Genomic DNA, 19,320 nt, shown 5'->3' with positions numbered 1-19,320 from the left:
AGGGCATTTGACGGCGGCTGGCGCGGCAAGCGGCGTTGTCGATTTCCTGACTCTTGATGACGATTTTCTCGGTCAGGATCGCAGGCGATTGGATTTACGCTGATACGTAGAAGTTCTGCCGGAGCCGCTGCTGATACTTTGCCTTCCAGCAAAAGGTGGAGATCACGGCCGAAGGTATTGCATCGCGAAAGAAGACCAAGGGGGCCTTGATGTTTTTACGCCGTACAATTGCATTCGCCTCTGCGCTGGCGCTATTTGCGTTCCCCGCTGCCGGTGCGGACGTAAAGGTTGGATCCAAGGGGTTCACCGAGAATATTTTGATCGGCGAGATTACGCAACAATATCTCGACGCGAAGGGCATACCGGCCAAGCTCACCTCGGGAATGGGAAGCAGCGTCGTCCGCCAGGCGATCGTCTCGCGGCAGATCGACCTCTATTGGGAGTATACCGGCCCCGCGCTGGTGAATTTCCACAAGACCCCGGGCATCCCGCGCGCAGGAATGCTCGCCAAGCTCAACGAGCTCGACGGTCCGAATGGGCTGGTTTGGCTCGATAGCTCGGACGTCAACGACACCTATGCTCTTGCGATGCGCCGCGAGACGGCCAAGTCGATGGGGCTTCGCACCACGAGCGACCTCGCCGCAGCGATCAAAGCCGGCAAGAAGGTCACGTTCGGCTGCAACGCCGAATTCTACAGTCGCAAGGACGGCCTGATGCCGATGCAGGAGGCGTATGGCTTCGCCTTCCCGCGCGAGGACATCGTACGCATGGACTCAGGCCTCATCTACCAGGCGGTGCGCGACGGCCAGGTGGATGTCGGCCTCGTCTTCTCCACCGACGGACGTATTCCCGCCTTCGATTTCGTGCTTCTGGAGGACGACCGGCAATATCACATCCCACAGGTGATGACGCCCGTCGTCACGAAGGAGATCCTGGCGGCGCACCCGCAGATCAGGGCCCTGCTCAAGGACATTTCGAGCCGGCTGGACGAGGCTGGAATGGCGAAGCTGAACGCGATGGTCGACGTCGACAAGAAGACCATCCCAGCCGTCGCCAGCGAGTTCCTGAAGTCGTCAGGCCTCGTGCGGTGACGGGAGGCAGGCCATGGCTAGGCTGACGGGCCGAGACACGGATATCCGGTCGTTCATCGAGGAGATCGCGAGAACTGAGCTTTCCCCCGACCTCATGGCAAAGGCGCGCTGGTGTCTCATCGACCTGGTCGCCACGGCCGTTGCGGGATCGCAGACGCCACTCGCCGGCATTCTCAACGACTATGTCCACGACTTCCACGCTGCCCGAGTCCCGGATGGTCCCGCATGCCGTCCCATCACGGGCGGATCCGTCACAAACCCGGTGGGCGCCGCGCTCGCAGGCGGAATGATCATCGACTCGGTCGATTCCCATGACGGTCACTCGCTCACCAAAGGCCATGTCGGGTGCGCCGTGCTTCCGACGCTGCTTGCCGTCACGGAGGCGACAAGGCCGGATTGCGAGGGGTCGCTTCTCCTTCGCCTTCTCGTCGCCGGCTACGAGATCGGCACCAGAGCAGGCATCGCGCTGCATCGGAGTGCCGCGGAGTATCACTCCTCCGGCGCGTGGAACGCTCTGACCTGCGCTGCCCTCACTGGCCACCTCCTGGGCCTCGATACGGAGCGCTTCCGCCACGCTCTCGGCATCGCCGAGTATCATGGCCCGCGCAGCCAGCTGATGCGGGACGTCGATTATCCGACGATGGTCAAGGACGGTTCCGGATGGGGGGCCATGGCAGGCGTCTCCGCCGCCTATCTGGCGGCGGCCGGTTTTTCCGGCGCACCTGCGCTCTCGATCGTATCGGCCGAGCTTGATGAGGTCTGGAGCGATCTCGGTGAGCACTGGCGGATCTTCGAGCAATACACGAAACCCTATCCCGTCTGCCGCTGGGCGCATCCGGGGATCGATGGTGTCCGGGAATTGCAGGCTCGACACGAGATCCGGATCGATGACGTCGAAAACGTGATCGTACATACCTTCCACGAAGCGACGCGGCTCTTCCAGGGCGTGCCCAGGACGACCGACGAGGCGCAATACGGCACGTCATTCCCGACGGCTGTTGCACTCGCCCATGGCGATGTGCTGCCGGAGCACATCGCCGATCGGGCGCTCGGCAATCCAGTCGTTCAGCGGCTGACCGAGCGCGTTCGATATGTCGAGGATGTCGAGTATTCGAAGGCGTTTCCAGCCCGTCGATTTGCCCGCGTCGAAATCCGCATGCGGGATGGTTCGTCCTTCTCGTCAGCTCCGAGAGAGCCGCGGGGAAACCCCGAATGCCCTCTTTCGGAAGCCGAGCTCCAACGCAAATTCCTGCTCTACGTGTCTCCCTCATGGGGCGAGCAGCGGAGTCGTGCCTGCTTCGAGTTCCTTTCCGAATTCGGCGAGAACGGCGCCACGGTCGCGGACCTACTCGCGTCGATACGCGCCGATCCGGTCGCGGCTCGGGCCGCCTCGGCTTCCAGGGTCACGTCCGCCCGTTGCGGTAGCGGGACGGCAGCTGCCCGTGGAAGTGCTTGAACCATTTCGAGAACTGAGACACCGATCCGAACCCCGTCGCGACGGCGATCTCGATCATCGTCTTCTCGGTATAGGTCAACAGCTCCCGGCCCCGCTCCGCCTGCAGCATGAGATAATATTGCTTGGGATGCAGTGAGAACTGGTTTGCGAAAAGCCGCTCCATTTGCCGCTGGCTGATGCCGACGCGCACCGCGATGTCACGGATGGCGATGGGCTCCTCGATGTTGGACTGCATAATCGACGTGGCCCGCCGCAGGATGGGCGGCAGCAATGCGACGTTGCGCTGCTGCCAGCCGCTCTGTCGTTCGTCATGGGCTCGGATCTTGCCGTGCTGGAACTGTGCCGCGACCTCGTGGGCGATGTCGGCTCCGTGCCGCAACCCGATGATGTGAAGCATCATGTCGAGAGCGGTCGTCCCCCCGGATGAGGTGAAACGGTCGCGATCGATCTCGTAGAGGGCTTCGGTCACCAGGAGATCGGGAAACTCCTCGCGCAGCGCGGGCAGGTTTTCCCAATGGATCGTGCAACGATAGCCGCCGAGGACCCCGGCGCGGGCCAGGATGTGCGTTGCGGTGGAGAGTCCGCCGATCGTCCGCTTCCGCCTCGCCGCGGATCTCACGGCGCGGATGAGCGGAGCCTCGGACGACGCATCGAGGTGCGTGCCCGCACAAAGAACCAGCGCGTCGACCTGCTCGATCACGCTCGCGACCGGCTCGGCCTCTATGACGAGGTCGTTCGAGGCGGCGACGGGCTTGCCATCCGTGCTGCAGGTCCGCCAGTCGAACCCGCGGCGGGACAAAAGCCGGTTCGCCACACGGATCGGCTCGATGGCCGAACTGAGGCTCATCATCGAGAACCGAGGAGCCAGCAGGAAGCCGAAGCGGAGCGTATCCACGTTCGCCTCGTCAGGTCTTGAACATTCGATCAAGGCGCGATGCCTTCAGCCTGGGACCCAGCTGTGACGCGATACCGCGATTCGATGGCGGCTGCCGAAATGAAAGCAGACGAGGTCGGTAGCCGCGGCCGCTTCCGCGATGGCGGTAACCCGTGCCGCTGCGGTGCCTGGAGGTCCGCTTTCGGGCGATCGCCCAGAGTCTGCTCTTGGCGCAATGCAGTCGAGCGTTCGAGGCCTATTCGGGGTCTTTTGGGGGCTCGCCAAGGTCTGCTACTGGCAGGTCGATTAAGCGGCAAGCCAGAGCAGCAAGCGTTCCGGCAAGGTGAGCTTCGCATGGTCCCCGATCTCGAAGAGTTCCGCGCCGGATTGGAAGGGTACATCGACGCCGATCTCCGTCGTGCCGAATCGCACGCCATAGCGGACGCTCGCTCCCAGGAACTCGCGATGAGCGATGATGCAAGGCAAAGCCAGGCCGTCGGCTGAAGAGGCTTCCGGGCCGGTCAACCCTGCATGCTGCGGGCGAAAGACCAGCCTTGCGCCAGCAGGGATGGTCGCACCGGGTGCTATCGGCACCCTGATCCCGCCGTCGATGGCGAAATGGCGTTCCGAACCCGAGCCTATGACTTCGCCGGCCAGGATATTGGCGGTGCCGAGGAAATTCGCGACGAAGAGGTTGGCCGGGCGCTCATAGAGCTCCATCGGCGTGCCGACCTGCTGGACGATGCCTTCGTTCATCACGGCGATACGGTCGCAGATCGTGTTCGCCTCTTCCTGGTCATGGGTGACGAAGATCGTGGTCAGGCCCAGCCGCTGCTGCAGGTCGCGCAATTCGCGCCGGACCTGGACGCGCAGCTTGGCGTCGAGATTGGAGAGCGGCTCGTCGAGGAGCAGGACCTTGGGTTCGACCGCGACAGTGCGCGCCACTGCGACGCGCTGCTGCTGTCCGCCGGAAAGCTGCGAGGGCCGCCGGTCGCCGAGATGGCCGAGCCCGACGAGATCGAGCGCGACGCCGACGCGCCGCTCGATTTCGGCACGCGCCACGCCGCGCTCCTCGAGGCCGAAGGCGACGTTCTTGCGAACCGTCATATGCGGCCAGAGCGCGTAGGACTGGAAGACCATGCCGACATCGCGCTTCCAGGGCGGCAGCGCCGAGATGTCCTTGCCGCCGATCAGCACGCGGCCCGTATCGGCCTGGTTGAAGCCGGCGATCAGCCTGAGCAGCGTGGTCTTGCCGCAGCCCGAGGGCCCGAGGAAGGCGAAGAACTCGCCGGGCTCGATGGCGAGGTTCACGTTCTTGAGCACGTGGTTGTCGCCGTAGGAGAGGTTGACGCTCTCGATGGCGACCGAGACGGCCGGCGTGGCGAGCGGAACTGGGGCGGCCACGGTCGCAGACTGAATTTGCGTGTTCATACGCCCTTGGCCTTCTGGCTGCGTTCGATGATGACGTGCGAGAGAAAGGTGCAGGCGGCGACGAGCAGCACGGCGACGACACCGAGCGCCGCGCCCGGCCCCCTCCCGGCGGCGGACTGCATGAAGACGTAGAGCCCGTAGGCCAGCGGTGCGTCGGAGTTCGACTGCACCAGCATCAGCGTCGCCGAGAGCTCGACCGCCGCAGTGGCGAACGAAGTGACGAAGCCGGCGAGGATGCCGCCTGCCATCAGCGGCACGACGATGCGGCGCACGGTCCGGGCCTTGGTGGCGCCGAGGTTTTCGGCCGCCTCCTCGAGCGAGACCGAGATTTGCTGGAGCGCCGCATAGCAGGCGCGCAAGGCATAGGGCAGACGGCGGATCGCCAGCGCCAGCACGATGGTGATCCAGAGCGCGGCGAGCGGCGTCCCGTCCGGCAAGGTGATGCCGTAGAAGGTCCTGAGATAGCCGATGCCGAGCACGACGCCGGGAATGGCGAGCGCAGCCGACGCCATCCAGTCGAGCCATTCGCGCCCGATGAGCTTGGTGCGCAGCACGAGATAGGCGATGGCGACGCCGAGCACGACGTCGATGCCGCCGGCGATGGTGGCGTAGATCAAGGTGTTCTTGATGTAGAGCGAGCTCTCGCCGAAGACGCGGGCATAATGCGCGACCGTGTAGGCGTCGGGCAGGGGCGAGAACGACCAGATCGTCGCGAAGGAGAGCAGCAGCAGGCCCAGATGCGGGGCGAGCACCAGCGCCAGGATCAGGATGACGACGCCGTAGCCCAGCACCGCCTCGTGCGGGCGCATGACGCGCCGGGCGAGCCCGCCGCCGCCGCGCTGTGTGGTGGCGTAGTCGCGGCCCTTCAGCGCCAGGGCCGAGAGCCACATCGCCGCCACGGAGGCGATGATCAGCACGACCGAGATGACATAGCCCATCGGGTCGGCGATGCCGATCGAGGTCACCCGCAGATAGGCCTGCGGCGCCAGCATGTCCTTGACGTTGAGCAGGAGCGGCGTCGCGAGATCGTCGAAGACCTTGACGAAGACGAGCGAGGCGCCGGCGAGATAACCCGGCATGGCGAGCGGGAAGACGATGCGCCGGAACAGCCGGAAGCCGGATGAGCCGAGATTCTGCGCGGCCTCTTCCATGGCGCGGTCGATATTGCGCAAAGCCGCCGAGAGGTTGATCAGGATGAAGGGGAAGTAGTGGACCGACTGGACGAAGATGACGCCGTTCAGCCCCTCCATGAAGTCGATCTTGAAGCCGAACCACTCGTCGAGCAGCAGGTTGACCGAGCCATTGCGGCCGAAGAAGAGCTGCATCGCGACCGCGCCGACGAAGGGCGGCATGATGAGCGGCAGGAAGCCCAGCGTCTGGACCACCGCCGCACCGCGAAAGACGAAGCGCGTGGTGAGATAGGCCAGCGGCAGGGCGAAGACCGAGGCCCAGACCACCGACATCGCCGAGACGTAGAAGGAGTTCCACAGCGAGCGCATGAACAGCTCGGTGCGGAAGAAGTCGTAGAAGTTGACCAGGGTGAAGGTCGAGGTGCCCTTCTCGGTGAAGGCGACATAGATCACCGTCGCCACCGGCAGCACCAGGAAGACGAAAAGGAAGGCGGCGATGGCGAGCGCCAGCGCGATCTGGCCGGGCGTGGCTACGAGCGCGCGGGCACGGGACGGGGTGGTGGGGACGGCGGTCATGATGAGCCTTGCGAAAGGGCGTCATGCCCGGGCTTGACCCGGGCATCTCCGGACGGGTGGCGTTGCTTCAATGGAGCCATATCCGGCATGAGATTCCCGGGTCGGCGCATGTGCGCCGCCCGAGAATGACGCCTCTGCTACTTCGCCGCCTTCAGCGCCTCTTCCGCCTTGGCCTTGGCCTTGGCGTAGTTGTCGCGAGCGAAGCTCGCCCACTGGCTCTCGAGCTCGGCCTGGCGCGCGCCCTTCTCCTTGCCGCCGGTGAAGGCGCCGCGGAGTTCGGGGCTCGCGGCCTGCGCTTCGGTCACCGGCAGGGCGGCGATCAGGGTGCGGGCTTCGTCGGCGAGCGCCTTGGCTTGGGCGTTGGGCTTCTTGGCCAGCGCCGCATCGACCTCGTGCAAGGTCTTGGTGACGCCCTTCAGCGCGTCGAGCTGGAAGGAGATCAGCTGGTCGAACAGCGTGTCGACGACCGAGGTGCGGGTCTCCGACTTGTCGACGTCGAAGCCGATCATCTTCTGGAAGCGCGGATCGGTGAAGGGGTTGGGATAGTCGGCGCCGGCCTTGGCATAGACGGCCGGATTGACCGGCAGGCGGCGGATGCCGGGATCGAGCAGCACCTCCTGGCCGGTCGGCGAAAGCAGGAACTCGATGAAGGCCTCGGCCGCCGCCTTGTTCGGGGCATTGGCGATGATGCCGACATTGGCCGGCACGACGGTGGTCACGGTCGGATAGACGAACTTGACCGGGAAGCCCGAGGCCTGGGCCGAGAAGGCGAAGAAGTCGATGACGATGCCGACGCCGACCTGGCCGGAATTCACAGCCTCCGGCACGCCGAAGGAGCGCTCGGTGATCGAGCGGAAATTGCCGGCCATCTCCTTGATGGTGCGCCAGCCCTTCTCCCAGCCCTCGCCCTGCAGGATGGTCTCGATGGTCAGATGCGTCGTGCCGGAGCGGGCGGGCGAGGCGATCGAGACATGGTCGTAGAAGATCGGCTTGGCGAGGTCCTGCCAGTCCTTCGGATCGGGAAGCTTGTTGGCCTTGGCGTAGCGCTCGTTCCACATGATGCCGTAGCCCGAGGCGGCGAAGCCGAAATAGAAGCCGTCGGGATCGTTGATCGGGTAGGAGCCGATCTTGTCCGGGATGCCGGTCGCCTTCGTCTTGTAGGCTAAGAGCAGCTTCTTGCCCTTCAGCACCTCGAAGGCGTCGGGCGCCGAGGCCCAGAACAGGTCGACCTGGTTATTGGCCTTGGTCTCCTCGAGATATTTCACGCCGGCATTTGTGTTGCGGTTCTGGACCTCCAGCGTCACGCCCGGCACGGCCTTCTCGAAGGCCTTCTTGATCGGGTCGGTGACATCCTTCGAGAACGAGGTCACGACCGTGACCTTGCCCGACGGCGCTTGTGCGTGAACGGCCGAGGCCGCCAGGGCCAACCCCAGCGCCGAGACGAGCGCGATCCTGCGTGTAAACATTCAGTCCTCCCTTGATGGTTCTTCACCCGCCGACGTCGAGGTCAGCAGAGGGCAAGGCCGGGAATCCGGATTGCCGTCGTCGCAAAACTGTCACAAAAAGCGCAGGCATGTCATCCCGCTCTTTGCCGCGGGCAGCGGCCGTAGGCTCAGATGTCTGCCTCCGGACAGCCGGCTAATGTCAGTCCGGATTGGCATCCGCCGTGAGGTGCGATTGGGAATGACGCCTGATCAGGTCGCTTCACCTCGGCACCACTCGCAGCGATGACATCAAGCTCCCCGGGGACGTGACGAGATACAGATCGCATAACGCGCGTGGCCGGCGATGGCGATCGGCCTGCCATTTGAAGCTGACAACGAGGATCCTTCTCGTTGCCCAGTTTTACACATTGGCTGAAGTGGACGGGATTGCGCCAGCCGACCCGCCCCGGTGAAGTCGTCCCAAGCGCAAAAATCAGAAAAGCTCTCCAGGGAGGATATCGTGCTGACAAGGTCAGGATTATTCGTCGCCGCGATCTTCTGCGCTCTCACCGGTTCGGCGATCGCCCAACCGAAGACGATCAGCCTGTGGCACCCGTTCACCCTTGAGACCGACATGATCTATGGCGGCATCAAGGCCTTCAACGAGTCGCAGAGCGAATACCGCATCGACCCGCGCATCGTGCCCGGGCCGCAAATGGATTCCGAGCTCATCAAGGCGATCGCCTCGGGCTCGGTGCCTGATCTGGTGACGCTCGACAACCCGGTGGTCGTCAGTTTCTCGGCGCAGGGCACTTTGACCGACCTGACCGATCGCGTGGCGAAATCCGCGATCGTCAAGCCGGATCTCTATTTCAAGGGACCATGGGCCTCGGGCCTCTGGAAGCAGCGCGTCTTCGCCGTGCCGCGCGACGCCAACACCCTGGCGCTCTGCTACAATGCCGACATGTTCAAGGCGAAAGGGCTCGATCCGGACAAGCCGCCCAAGACCTGGACCGAATTGCTCGATGCCGCCAAGGCGCTGAAGGACCCGGCCAAGAACGTCTACGGCTTCGGCTTCAGCGCTGTCCAGGCCGAGGAGGGCGTGTTCCAGTTCCTGCCCTTCCTGCACCAGGCCGGCGGCGCCGTCGACAAGCTCGATGCGCCGGAGGCGACCGAGGCGCTCGAATTCTGGGCGAACATGGTCAAGGACGGCATCGCCTCGCGCGATGTCATCAACCAGCGCCAATACGAGGTGACCAACACCTTCATGGCCGGCAACGCCGCGATGGTGATGTGCGGGCCATGGGAGCTGCCGCGCCTGCAGAAGGAGGCGAAGTTCGAGTGGCGCCTGGCGCTGCTGCCGATGAAGGCCGGCAAGGACATCGCCGCTTCGGCGCTCGGCGGCTATGACTGGGTCGTGCCCAAGGGCGCGAAGCAGGCCGACGGGGCCTTCCGCTTCATCGAGTTCATGTCGGATCCGAAGATCCTGAACGAGGGCTGGAAGACCGGCCGGCTGGCGCCGCGCACCGACGTCACCGTCTCCGACCCGCTCTGGCCGCAGGCCTATGGCATCTACCGCAAGCAGCTCGAGAGCGCCCGCGCCCGTGGTCCGCATCCGCAATGGCCGGAGATCTCGCGCGCGATCCAGATCGCGATGCAGGAGGCTGTGACCGGCACCAAGCCCGCGGCAGCCGCGCTTGCCGACGCGGCGCGGAAGATCAAGCCGATCCTGGCCAAAACGCCGTTGTGATCGAGAACGGGGAGCGGCCGGTGCCGCTCCCGCCTGTCCAAGCCGAGTTCGGAGCGAAAACAGCCCATGCCGGGATCTCCCTCAGCGCTGCTCTATGTCTTCCTGGCGCTGCCGATCCTCTATCTCATCGGCTTCGTCGGTTTCCCGATCGCCTACAACCTGATGATGAGCGTGCAGGAGGTGAATCTCGGCAACATCACCGAATTCATCCGCCCCTTCGTCGGGCTCGACAATTACCGCGCCGTCATCGCCGACGAGTCGTTCCGGAAGGTGCTGGTCAACACCTTGCTTTTCGTCGGCTGCAACGTCGTGGCCCAGGTCGGGATCGGTCTCGCCGTGGCGCTGTTCTTTGCCCAGGATTTTCCGGGAGCGGGTTTTATGCGCGGCCTTCTGCTCTGCTCCTGGATGCTGCCGGCGCTGGTTGTCGGCGCGCTCTGGAAATGGATCTTCGCAACCGAGTACGGCGTCGCCAACTCCGTGCTCTCGGCCCTGCATCTGATCGGCTCGCCGATCCATTGGCTTTCCGACCCGGCGGTGGCGCTGACCTCGGTGACCCTCGCCAATATCTGGTTCGGCATGCCCTTCAGCATGATCCTGATCGCCGCTGCGCTGACCACGATCCCGAAGGAGCACTACGAGGCCGCCTCGCTCGACGGCGCCGGCAGCGCGGCGCGCTTCTGGTACATCACCTTGCCGGCGCTGAAGCCGGCGCTGCTCGCCGTCGCCTGCCTGGTGACGATCTATACGATGCGGGCCTTCGACCTGATCTTCGCGATGACACAAGGCGGGCCGCTCGACGCCTCGAACGTGCTGCCGCTGCTCTCGTATCAGTTCTCGTTCAAGCAGTTCGATTTCGGCACCGGCTCGGCCATGGGCTCCTTCGCCTTCCTGATCGTCTTCGGCGTGGCGCTGCTTTACGTCCGCACGCTGAAGCAGGAGACGGCGTCGTGAGCGTCAGGCTCCGCCAGCTCGGCGTGCTGCCCTTCGGTGGCTGGCCGGTCACGGCCGTCGCCGCGCTCGGCGTCTGCGTCTACCTGTTCCCGATCTACTGGATGCTGATCTCCGGCCTGAAGGACTCGGCCGAGATCTTCGCCAACCCGCCGACCTTCGTGCCGCGGGCGCCGTCGCTCGCCGCCTTCGAATACGTCTTCGTCCGCGAGAACGTGCTGCGCTACCTGCGCAACAGCCTGACCATCGCGGTCCCGGTGACCGTGCTGACGCTCATTCTCGGCGCGATGGGCGCCTATGCGATGAGCCGGCTGCGCAACCGCCTGGTCGACGTCGCGATCGTGGTCGTGCTGCTGCTCCAGGTCTTCCCGGAGGCGCTGCTGGCGACGCCGATGTTCATCATCTTCCGCTCGCTCGACCTGCTCAACACCTTCGCCGCCGTGATCCTGGCGACGACCTCGAAGACGCTCGCTTTCGCGCTTGTGATCCTGCGGCCGATGTTCCGGCAGGTGCCCTTCGAGCTGGAGGAGGCCTCCTTCGTCGATGGCTGCACCAGGCTGCAGACATTCCGGCTCGTCGTGCTGCCGCTGATGCGGGTGCCGCTGATCGTCGTCGGCACGCTCTGCTTCGTCCAGGCCTATGGCCAGTTCGTCTACGGCCTGACCCTGCTCAGCCAGCAGGAGCTGCAGCCGGCGACCGTCGGGATCTACAGCTTCGTCGGCGCCGAATATGCCGACTGGCACCGGGTCATGGCCTTCTCCTCGATCTTCGTCCTGCCGATTCTGGCGATCTTCCTTGCCATGCAGCGCCGCATCGTCTCCGGCCTTACGGCGGGAGCTCTCAAATGATCCGGGCAGATGTGTTTGGGAGGCTCGAACGATGCGCGTGACGGTGTGGAACGAGTTCCGGCACGAGAGATCGAACCCGGCCGTCGCCGAGATCTATCCAGACGGCATTCATGGCGCGATCGCTGCCGGTCTTGCCGAGAACGGCATCGCAGGGGTGCGGACTGCGACGCTGGACGAGCCGGAGCAGGGGCTTTCCCCCAAGCGTCTGGCCGAGACCGATGTGCTGGTCTGGTGGGGCCATCGCCATCATGACGAGGTCTCGGATGCGCTGGCCGAAGCGGTCTGCGAGCGCGTCAATGCCGGGATGGGGCTCGTCGTGCTGCATTCCGGGCATTTCTCAAAAGTGTTCAAGCGGCTGATGGGCACGCCCTGCACCTTGCGCTGGCGCGCCGAGGGCGAGCTGGAACGGCTCTGGGTGGTCGATCCCGCCCATCCCGTCGCCGCCGGCATCCCGCCCTTCTTCGAGCTCGGGCGCGAGGAGATGTATGGCGAGCCCTTCGAGGTGCCGCCGCCGGACGAGCTCGTCTTCCTGAGCTGGTTCAAGGGCGGCGAGGTCTTCCGCAGCGGCTGTGGCTATCGGCGCGGACGCGGCCGGATCTTCTATTTCCGCCCCGGCCACGAAACCTTCCCGACCTATCACGACGCGACGATCCGCAAGGTCATAGCCAACGCCGCGCGCTGGGCGGCGCCGGTGGCGATGGAGGCCGAACCCTTCCAGAACCGGCGCATCATGCCGTCGCTCGAGCCGATCTGAGGGCAGTGCGATGGGCAAGCGCATCTATATCGCCGGCACGCTCGACACCAAGAGCACCGAGCTGGCCTATGCCCGCGACGCGATCCGCGCCATGGGCGAGCAGGCTGTGATCGTCGATCTCTCGACGCAGCCGCATGGCCATGCCGCCGATATCGCTGCCACCGAAGTTGCCGTGCATCACCCCGATGGCGAGAAGGCTGTCTTCACCGGTGACCGCGGTACGGCGATCGCGGCGATGACCGAGGCCTTCGCCTGCTTCCTTGCGGCACAGGATGACGTTGCCGGCGTGCTCGGGCTCGGCGGCTCGGGCGGCACGGCGCTGGTCGCGCCGGCGATGCGGGCGCTGCCGGTCGGCGTGCCGAAGCTGCTGGTCTCGACGGTCGGCTCCGGCAATGTCGCCGGCTATGTCGGACCAACCGATATCGCGATGATGTATTCGGTCACCGACATCGCCGGGCTGAACCGGATCTCGCGGCTGGTCATCGCCAATGCCGCGCATGCCGTCGCCGGCATGGTGAAAGGTGCCGCGACGATCGCCCCTGCGGCAGACGACAAGCCCTCGATCGGCCTCACCATGTTCGGCGTCACCACGCCCTGCGTGAACCAAACGGTGGCCAAGCTCTCCGACAGGTTCGAATGCTTGGTCTTCCATGCCACCGGCACAGGCGGCCAGTCGCTGGAGAAGCTCGTCGATTCCGGCCTGATCCATGCTGCGATCGATGCGACCACGACCGAGCTCTGCGACCTGCTGATGGGTGGGATCTTCCCCTGCACGGAGGACCGTCTCGGCGCCTTCGCCCGCACGGGCACACCCTATGTCGGCAGTTGCGGGGCGCTCGACATGGTCAATTTCGGGCCGCCGGAGACTGTGCCCACGCGCTATGCCGGCCGCCTGTTCTACCGTCACAACCCGCAAGTGACGCTGATGCGGACCACGGCTGAGGAGAATGCCCGCATGGGCGCTTGGCTTGGTGAGCGGCTCAATCGCTGCAACGGTCCGGTGCGCTTCCTGATCCCGGAGGGCGGCGTCTCGCTGCTCGATCTGCCGGGGCAGGCCTTCCACGATCCAGCCGCCGATGCGGCATTGTTCGACGCATTGGAGCGCACGCTCAAACCGGGCCCGCGCCGCACGCTGCTGCGCCTGCCTTACGCCATCAACGACCCTGCATTCGCCGACGCCCTCGTCGCCCAGATGCACGAAGCCCTAGCAGAGGCCTGAGCCATGCCCCCATTCCAGAGACAGCAACTGGTCGACCGCTTCCAAGACATGGTTCGCCGCGGCGAGAAGATCGTCGGCGGCGGCGCCGGCACCGGGCTTTCGGCCAAGTGCGAGGAGGAGGGCGGAATCGACCTCATCGTCATCTACAATTCCGGCCGCTACCGCATGGCGGGCAGGGGCTCTCTCGCCGGCGTGCTCGCCTATGGCAATGCCAACGAGATCGTCGTCGACATGGCGCGCGAGGTGCTGCCGGTGGTGAAGCGCACACCGGTCCTGGCCGGGGTGAACGGCACCGACCCGTTCTGCCTGTTCGACAGCTTCCTCGACGAACTGAAGCGCATGGGCTTCTCCGGCGTGCAGAATTTTCCGACGGTCGGGCTGATCGACGGCGTCTTCCGGGCCAATCTGGAGGAGACCGGCATGGGCTACGCGCACGAGGTCGAATTGATCCGCCTGGCGCACTCGAAGGATATGCTGACCACGCCCTATGTCTTCAACGAAGCCGAGGCGGCCGCGATGACCCAGGCCGGGGCCGATATTCTCGTCGCCCATATGGGCCTGACCGTGGGTGGCTCGATCGGGGCCGAGACGGCTTTCAGCCTCGCCGATTGCGTGCCGAGGATCGACGCCATCGCGGCGGCGGCGCGCGCCGTGCGCGAGGACATCATCATCCTCTGCCATGGCGGGCCGATCTCCTCGCCCGACGACGCGCGCTACATCCTTTCGCAATGCCGTCACTGCCATGGCTTCTACGGCGCCAGCTCGATGGAGCGGCTGCCGACAGAAGCCTCGCTGACGGCCCAGACCCGCAGCTTCAAGGCGATCGCGAAGGCCGCCGAATAGAGACGACAGGAGGAAATGGAAATGGCGAAAGTCTATGTCAGCGGGATCATCGATGCGCCGGTCGACAAGGTCTGGGCCTATGCCCGCGATTTCAACGGCCATGGCGAGTGGCATCCGCTGATCGCCCAGAGCGATGTCGAGGACGGTCTGCCGAGCGACCGGGTCGGCTGCGTGCGCAATTTCACGCTGACCAATGGCGGGCATCTGCGCGAGCGGCTGCTCTCCTTCAGCGATCTGGAGCGCCGTTTCACCTACAATATCCTCGTCTCGCCGATGCCGATCGAGAACTATGTCGCGACCTTCGGTGTCAAGCCGGTCACCGAGGGCAACCGGACATTCGTCGAGTGGATGGCGGAGTTCGACGTTTCGGCGGCGGACGAGGCGGACATCAAGGAGAAGGTCGGCCGCAACACCTTCGCCGAGGGTATCATCGCGCTCGAGAAGGCAGTGAAGGCGCGGGGGTGATCCCGCGCAGCCAATTTAAGTGCCGTCATCCCGGACAAGCGGCGCTAGCCGCGTAGCTCCGGGATGACGGCGACGTTGCGCGAGCCCATGACCCAAGGCTATTCCTCCGGCCCGGCCGCCGATTGCAGCCCGTAGATGCGCATCTTGTTGTAGAGGGTCTTGCGCGAGATGCCGAGGTAGTCGGCCGTCTGGCTGCGGCGGAAGCGGTTGCGCTTCAGCCCGTGCAAGATCCACTCCTTCTCCGAACTGAAATTCCGCGGCGAGGAAGCGGCCTCGGCCCCAAGCGGCGGCAAATGCTGCTCCAGGATGACGCCGCCGGAACAGGCCAGCACGGCCTGCTCCAGGACCGAATCGAGCTCGCGCAGGTTGCCGGGCCAGTGATGGGCGGCAAGCGCGCGGAAGGCTGCGGGGTCGAGGCTTTTGGGCTCGTTCTGCCGGCGCAATCCGATCATGCGCAGCGATTCGTCGATCAGCGAGGGCAGGTCCTCGCTGCGCTCGCGCAGCGGCGGCAGCACGATGGTGAAGCAGCCGAGCCATTCGGCGAAGCGCGGATCGATCCTGTCGGCCGGCAGATGGCGCAGGTCCTCGCCGGCAATCGCGAGGAGGCGGACGTTGAGCGGCGACGGCGTCTCGCTGCCATGGCGCCAGAACGAGCCGGCCTCGACCGCGTCCAACAGTGACCGCTGGACCTCGAGCGGCATCTCGTCGGCATCGTCGAGGAGCAGCGAGGAGGAATGGACGATCTCGAGCCAGCCGAGCCGGTGCTTGACGGCGCTCGGGTGCATCCCGGCCATGCAGCCGAACAGGTCGAGCTTGAGCCGCTCGGCGCCTTGGTTGGCGCAGGGCAGGCTGACCATGTCGCGCGCCTGGCGCGGCCCGAAGCGATGCAGGGCGCGGGCGATCTCGCGCCGGCCGGTGCCGGCCTCACCGGCGATGACGACGGGGTCGTCGGTCGCGGCCAGCCGGTTGAACAGGGCGCGCGCGGTCTCGGCCGCTTGCGAATGACCCCAGAGTGGGCGCGGGAAGCGCCGCGGGTTGAAGCGGCTGTCGAGCCCATCGGGCTGCTGGCGCGCCATGCCGATCGCCTTGAAGGCCGCGGTGACGACCTCGATGGCGCTTTCCGAAGGCACCCGGTCGATGGTCGAGCCGCCGATATAGCCGTCGACCCGGGCGATCTGGCAGAGCTCCTCCAGCTGCTTCGGGCTGACGATCGGCCCGCCTTCGACCAGGCAGCGCGCCTTGCGCGAGACGGCGCGGACCTGCTGGGCGATGGCATTGGCCATGAGGCCGGCATCCTCGACGCGCAGATGCGAGACTGCGCCGAGCACGCCGCCGACATTCCAGCCGAGATCGATATTGACGATGTCGGCGCCTTGCCTGGCGGCTTCCGCCGCCTCTTCAGCGGTGTGGGTATAGGCAAGCGTCGAGAGCCCGTGCTCGCGCGCCACCTGCAGCAATTCGAGCTCGCGGCCGAAGCCGACGCCGCTGCGCTCCAGGAAGGCCCGATACTGGCCGTCGATCAGGATCGAGGTCGGAAAATTGGCGATGCCGGCGAAGCCGGCCTTGGCGATGCGCTCGACGAGTTCGGCAAGGTCGAGCCGCGGATCGAAGCTCGCCGCGCCGAAATAGACCGGCACGGTGGCGCGCGGCAGGATCTCGGAGCGCGCGAAGCTCAGCACGAACTCGTTGCTGTCGCGCAAGGGCAGCATGGCGGCGACCGAAGGCTCGCCGATGCAGCGCATCCTGCCGGCGCTGAGCGCGATCAGGAAATCGGCGCCGCCGCGCGTCGCCGACTGGGCCGCCATGCCGGTGCCGATCGCGGCACCGACCATGAAGCGCGGCTGCTCCCGCTGGGCACCTGAAATATCCGGCCCCATCCGAGCCGGGGCCCCGGCGTTACGATCCGTCGAAGGAGCGGATATAGTCCTGGACATCGATGGTCTTGCCGCTGCGCGCGCTCTCGATCCCCGCGAAGATCAGAGCTGCCGCGTGGAGGTTCGCCTCGACATGGGTCTCCATCTCGGCGCCGCCGTCAAGCCAGGTGCAGAATTTCTCGATCAGCCAGTTGTTCAGCCATTTCGGCTGAGTGATGAGCTGGATCTTCTGGCCCTGGCCCTCGCGGCAGCGCTGGCGCACGAGCTGGCTGCGCGAGAAGATCTCGATCTCGCGGTTGTTCAGGATCGCCGTGCCGAACTCGCAATCGACCCGGACATATTCCTTCATCCAATCGTTGAGGCCGACGGCAGCCGAAGACGAGCCCTCGTAGAGGCCGCGCACGCCGTTCTGGAAGGTCATCATGACGATGCCGTCGGTGTCGCCGGCATATTTCGCCCAGTCGGGCTTCCAGGTCGAGGCGGTCAGCGTCTGGCACTGCGCGCCGGCGAAATCGGCGACGAGGTCGAGATGGTGGACCGCGCCCTCGATCATCAGCGGGTCCTGCATGGTGTGGCGGAAAAGGGCGCCCCAGGCGAGATGCTCGCGCATGTCGGCGAAGTAGCGGCAGCTGACATTGTTGACCCGGCCGAGCTGGCCCGAGCGGATGACCTGGCGCAGCGTCGTCTTGTCCTGGTCGAAGCGGTGGCTCATCGTCACCGCCATCTTGCGCCCGGCGGCGCGGACCTTGCGGGCGATGCGGGCGCTGGCGGCCATCGTGTCGGCGATCGGCTTCTCGCAGAGGATGTCGACATTATGCGCCAGAGCGACGTCGATCACCGCCTCATGATAGCCCGGCGGCACCACGATCGTGCAGAAATCGACCTTGTGGGCGGCGAAGGCGGCCTTGGGATCGGTATAGCAGGCGGCTTCCGGCAGCTTCAGCGCCTTGCGGCCGAATTCGAGTGCCTTCGGATCGATATCGACCAGCGCCACCACCTCGATCGTGCCGTCGGCGATGTTGGAGGCGAGGAACTCGGTGCACCAGCGCCGGCCGAAGGTGCCGACGCCGACATGGATGACCTTTTTCGTCATGGTTCAGATTCTCTCGGGCTGGGGCTGGGCGGGGCCGTGGGTATGGTTCCAGAGATGGCCGACGCGTTTGCGGCCCTCGAGCGAGGTCTCGAAATAGACGGCCTTCACCGGCTCCGAGACGCTCGCCATGTCGTGATGGTGGCCCATGCCGAGAGCGACGCAGTCGCCGGGGCCGCTGTCGAAGAAGCGGTCGCCGACGACGACGGTGCCGCGGCCTTCGAGGACGAGCCAGTACTCGTCGCAATCATGGTAGTGCGAATCGACGCGGGTCGCCTTTGGGTAGGAGACCGGGTCGCCGTTATTGGTCGCTTCCGGCTCGTCGGCGACACGAAAGATGCCGCAGCCGGAGATATCCTTGCCCCAGCTGCCGCACAGCCGCACGAGCTGCGTCTTGGCGCCATGGCCGGTCACGCTCCAGGCGCCGAAGTCGGGCTTGTCATGGATATCGAGAAACTGACCTTCCTTCAGGATGACGGAGCCATCCGGCCCCATGATCTGAGCAGTACCGCCGGTGCAGAGCAGGCGCTCCTTGGCGGTCGTCCGATTTCGGGAGGTCGTCTGGTTCTCGGGAAGGTCGATGATTTCGAAGGAGCGAAGCGTACACCAGGCCGGTGGCGCTTCAAGGCTGCGGAAGAGCGACAAGATCGGCACCTCGGACTGGGCATGAAAAAAAACGACGACCGGAGGTGCAGGGCAGCAAATCGCCGCGCTCGCGCAAGCCCGTCCTGGCAACCTCCCGGCGAAGACCCTGCCTGCAGCCTTGAGCGGCCGAAGTGAATCTTCATGGCTAGAATGACCGAGCCGCCATCGGGCGGATAGGATAAAACCGGGAATGGTGGGTAGAATTGGGAAAGCCGGGAGCCGGCAAGGACATCCGGGACTGGCGCGGGGCAGGCGAGCCTGCAACCTTCGCCAAGGAGGAGCGCCGTGATCGATTCAACCTATGCAAAGCCGCAATCGCTTCGGCGCGTGCCGGGCACGGTGGGGCTACCGATCGGGGCGGGAGAGCCGTCGCGACCGTTCCGCATCGTCACAGGCTCGGAGCGGGACTGGGAGGGCGTTGCAGCGGACGAGCTGGTCCTGGTCTGTCCCTGGCTGGCGGGGCTCGACCCTGCGGCTGGCCTGTGGCTGTCGGCGCTGCCGATCCATGACTGCAACGCCTTTGTCGACGGCGACTGGGCACTCAAGGCTCCGGCGGATCAGCGCGAGCGCTGCTATGTCGGCGTCTTCGCGCTCGATCGGTTGCGCTCCGGCCCGCAGATATTCGGCCCCCTGCGCGACAAGGGCGTCAGCAGGCTGATCAACCTGCCCAGCATCAGCTTCTTCGATGGCGCGACCGCGCTGACCTTCGGCCGGCTCTCCTTCACCCTGGAGAGCGAGATCGCCTTCCTGGCGCAGGCGCGAAGTGCCGGTTTCGGCACGGCGCTCTGCGCCCGTTCGGAGATCGACCTGGCACCCGAGAAGACAGCACCGTTCGATTTCATCCTGCGCCATCAGGGGCCGGGCCAGCCGCTGGTGATCGACGAGGCCTGACAGCCTGGGCT

Annotated in this window: 17 protein-coding genes; 10 read left to right on the top strand and 7 right to left on the bottom strand. The window is 65.5% G+C overall.

Annotation, left to right across the window (positions count from 1 at the left end):
• Positions 1 to 155 precede the first annotated feature (155 nt).
• A complete protein-coding gene (locus ACTIF2_RS04040) occupies positions 156 to 1,091 on the top strand; it encodes a glycine betaine ABC transporter substrate-binding protein (protein WP_439495755.1) in 936 nt (311 codons plus the stop codon).
• 13 nt (positions 1,092 to 1,104) lie between these two features.
• Positions 1,105 to 2,547, top strand: coding sequence for an MmgE/PrpD family protein (locus tag ACTIF2_RS04035; RefSeq protein ID WP_439495754.1), 1,443 nt, complete (start codon positions 1,105 to 1,107; stop codon positions 2,545 to 2,547).
• Here ACTIF2_RS04035 and ACTIF2_RS04030 read toward each other — a convergent pair.
• The 4 genes from ACTIF2_RS04030 to ACTIF2_RS04015 all read right to left on the bottom strand — a co-directional run bounded on the left by ACTIF2_RS04030 (position 2,495) and on the right by ACTIF2_RS04015 (position 8,024).
• Positions 2,495 to 3,442, bottom strand: a complete 948-nt coding sequence (locus tag ACTIF2_RS04030) for a GlxA family transcriptional regulator (RefSeq protein WP_439495753.1) — start codon at positions 3,440 to 3,442, stop codon at positions 2,495 to 2,497. The genes ACTIF2_RS04035 and ACTIF2_RS04030 overlap by 53 nt on opposite strands.
• 285 nt (positions 3,443 to 3,727) lie before the next feature.
• Complete coding sequence (locus ACTIF2_RS04025; RefSeq protein ID WP_439495752.1) at positions 3,728 to 4,852, bottom strand: ABC transporter ATP-binding protein; 1,125 nt, start codon at positions 4,850 to 4,852, stop codon at positions 3,728 to 3,730.
• On the bottom strand, positions 4,849 to 6,558 hold the full coding sequence (locus ACTIF2_RS04020; RefSeq protein ID WP_439495751.1) for an ABC transporter permease: 1,710 nt from the start codon (positions 6,556 to 6,558) through the stop codon (positions 4,849 to 4,851). The genes ACTIF2_RS04025 and ACTIF2_RS04020 overlap by 4 nt, the downstream gene beginning before the upstream one ends.
• Before the next feature lie 137 nt (positions 6,559 to 6,695).
• Positions 6,696 to 8,024, bottom strand: coding sequence for an ABC transporter substrate-binding protein (locus tag ACTIF2_RS04015; RefSeq protein ID WP_439495750.1), 1,329 nt, complete (start codon positions 8,022 to 8,024; stop codon positions 6,696 to 6,698).
• Positions 8,025 to 8,502: 478 nt separating this feature from the next.
• On the opposite strand from ACTIF2_RS04015, the gene ACTIF2_RS04010 reads away from it, so the two are divergent.
• The 7 genes from ACTIF2_RS04010 to ACTIF2_RS03980 all read left to right on the top strand — a co-directional run bounded on the left by ACTIF2_RS04010 (position 8,503) and on the right by ACTIF2_RS03980 (position 14,809).
• Complete coding sequence (locus ACTIF2_RS04010) at positions 8,503 to 9,732, top strand: ABC transporter substrate-binding protein (protein WP_439495749.1); 1,230 nt, start codon at positions 8,503 to 8,505, stop codon at positions 9,730 to 9,732.
• Between the two features lie 66 nt (positions 9,733 to 9,798).
• A complete protein-coding gene (locus ACTIF2_RS04005; RefSeq protein WP_439495748.1) occupies positions 9,799 to 10,683 on the top strand; it encodes a carbohydrate ABC transporter permease in 885 nt (294 codons plus the stop codon).
• Positions 10,680 to 11,528 carry a carbohydrate ABC transporter permease gene (locus ACTIF2_RS04000; protein WP_439495747.1) on the top strand — a complete coding sequence of 283 codons (849 nt, stop codon included), beginning with the start codon at positions 10,680 to 10,682 and terminating at the stop codon, positions 11,526 to 11,528. Before ACTIF2_RS04005 ends, ACTIF2_RS04000 begins: the two co-directional genes overlap by 4 nt.
• 31 nt (positions 11,529 to 11,559) lie before the next feature.
• Entirely contained in the window at positions 11,560 to 12,282 is a 723-nt protein-coding gene (locus tag ACTIF2_RS03995; RefSeq protein ID WP_439495746.1) for a ThuA domain-containing protein, read from the top strand.
• Between the two features lie 10 nt (positions 12,283 to 12,292).
• The gene (locus ACTIF2_RS03990) at positions 12,293 to 13,501 is read left to right on the top strand and encodes a Tm-1-like ATP-binding domain-containing protein (RefSeq protein WP_439495745.1); all 1,209 of its coding nucleotides are present in this window, start codon (positions 12,293 to 12,295) and stop codon (positions 13,499 to 13,501) included.
• A 3-nt stretch (positions 13,502 to 13,504) separates the two neighbouring features.
• On the top strand, positions 13,505 to 14,344 hold the full coding sequence (locus ACTIF2_RS03985; RefSeq protein WP_439495744.1) for a phosphoenolpyruvate hydrolase family protein: 840 nt from the start codon (positions 13,505 to 13,507) through the stop codon (positions 14,342 to 14,344).
• Positions 14,345 to 14,365: 21 nt separating this feature from the next.
• Positions 14,366 to 14,809 carry an SRPBCC family protein gene (locus ACTIF2_RS03980; protein ID WP_439495743.1) on the top strand — a complete coding sequence of 148 codons (444 nt, stop codon included), beginning with the start codon at positions 14,366 to 14,368 and terminating at the stop codon, positions 14,807 to 14,809.
• Positions 14,810 to 14,907: 98 nt separating this feature from the next.
• Here ACTIF2_RS03980 and ACTIF2_RS03975 read toward each other — a convergent pair whose 3' ends face one another.
• The 3 genes from ACTIF2_RS03975 to ACTIF2_RS03965 are packed head-to-tail and all read right to left on the bottom strand — an operon-like array spanning position 14,908 to position 18,427.
• The gene (locus tag ACTIF2_RS03975) at positions 14,908 to 16,686 is read right to left on the bottom strand and encodes a phosphoenolpyruvate hydrolase family protein (RefSeq protein ID WP_439495742.1); all 1,779 of its coding nucleotides are present in this window, start codon (positions 16,684 to 16,686) and stop codon (positions 14,908 to 14,910) included.
• A gap of 19 nt (positions 16,687 to 16,705) precedes the next feature.
• On the bottom strand, positions 16,706 to 17,776 hold the full coding sequence (locus tag ACTIF2_RS03970; RefSeq protein ID WP_439495741.1) for a Gfo/Idh/MocA family protein: 1,071 nt from the start codon (positions 17,774 to 17,776) through the stop codon (positions 16,706 to 16,708).
• Positions 17,777 to 17,779: 3 nt separating this feature from the next.
• Positions 17,780 to 18,427, bottom strand: coding sequence for a cupin domain-containing protein (locus tag ACTIF2_RS03965; RefSeq protein ID WP_439495740.1), 648 nt, complete (start codon positions 18,425 to 18,427; stop codon positions 17,780 to 17,782).
• 276 nt (positions 18,428 to 18,703) lie between these two features.
• Between ACTIF2_RS03965 and ACTIF2_RS03960 the strand changes: the two genes are divergently transcribed.
• Positions 18,704 to 19,309 (top strand): hypothetical protein, encoded by a 606-nt coding sequence (locus tag ACTIF2_RS03960; protein ID WP_439495739.1) that lies wholly within the window; start codon positions 18,704 to 18,706, stop codon positions 19,307 to 19,309.
• Positions 19,310 to 19,320: the final 11 nt, after the last annotated feature.

This window comes from Allobosea sp., from assembly GCF_051860145.1.
Lineage (GTDB): Bacteria > Pseudomonadota > Alphaproteobacteria > Rhizobiales > Beijerinckiaceae > Allobosea.
The sequence above is the reverse complement of the archived record's forward strand: the minus strand, read 5'-3'. Positions and strand labels throughout refer to the sequence as shown.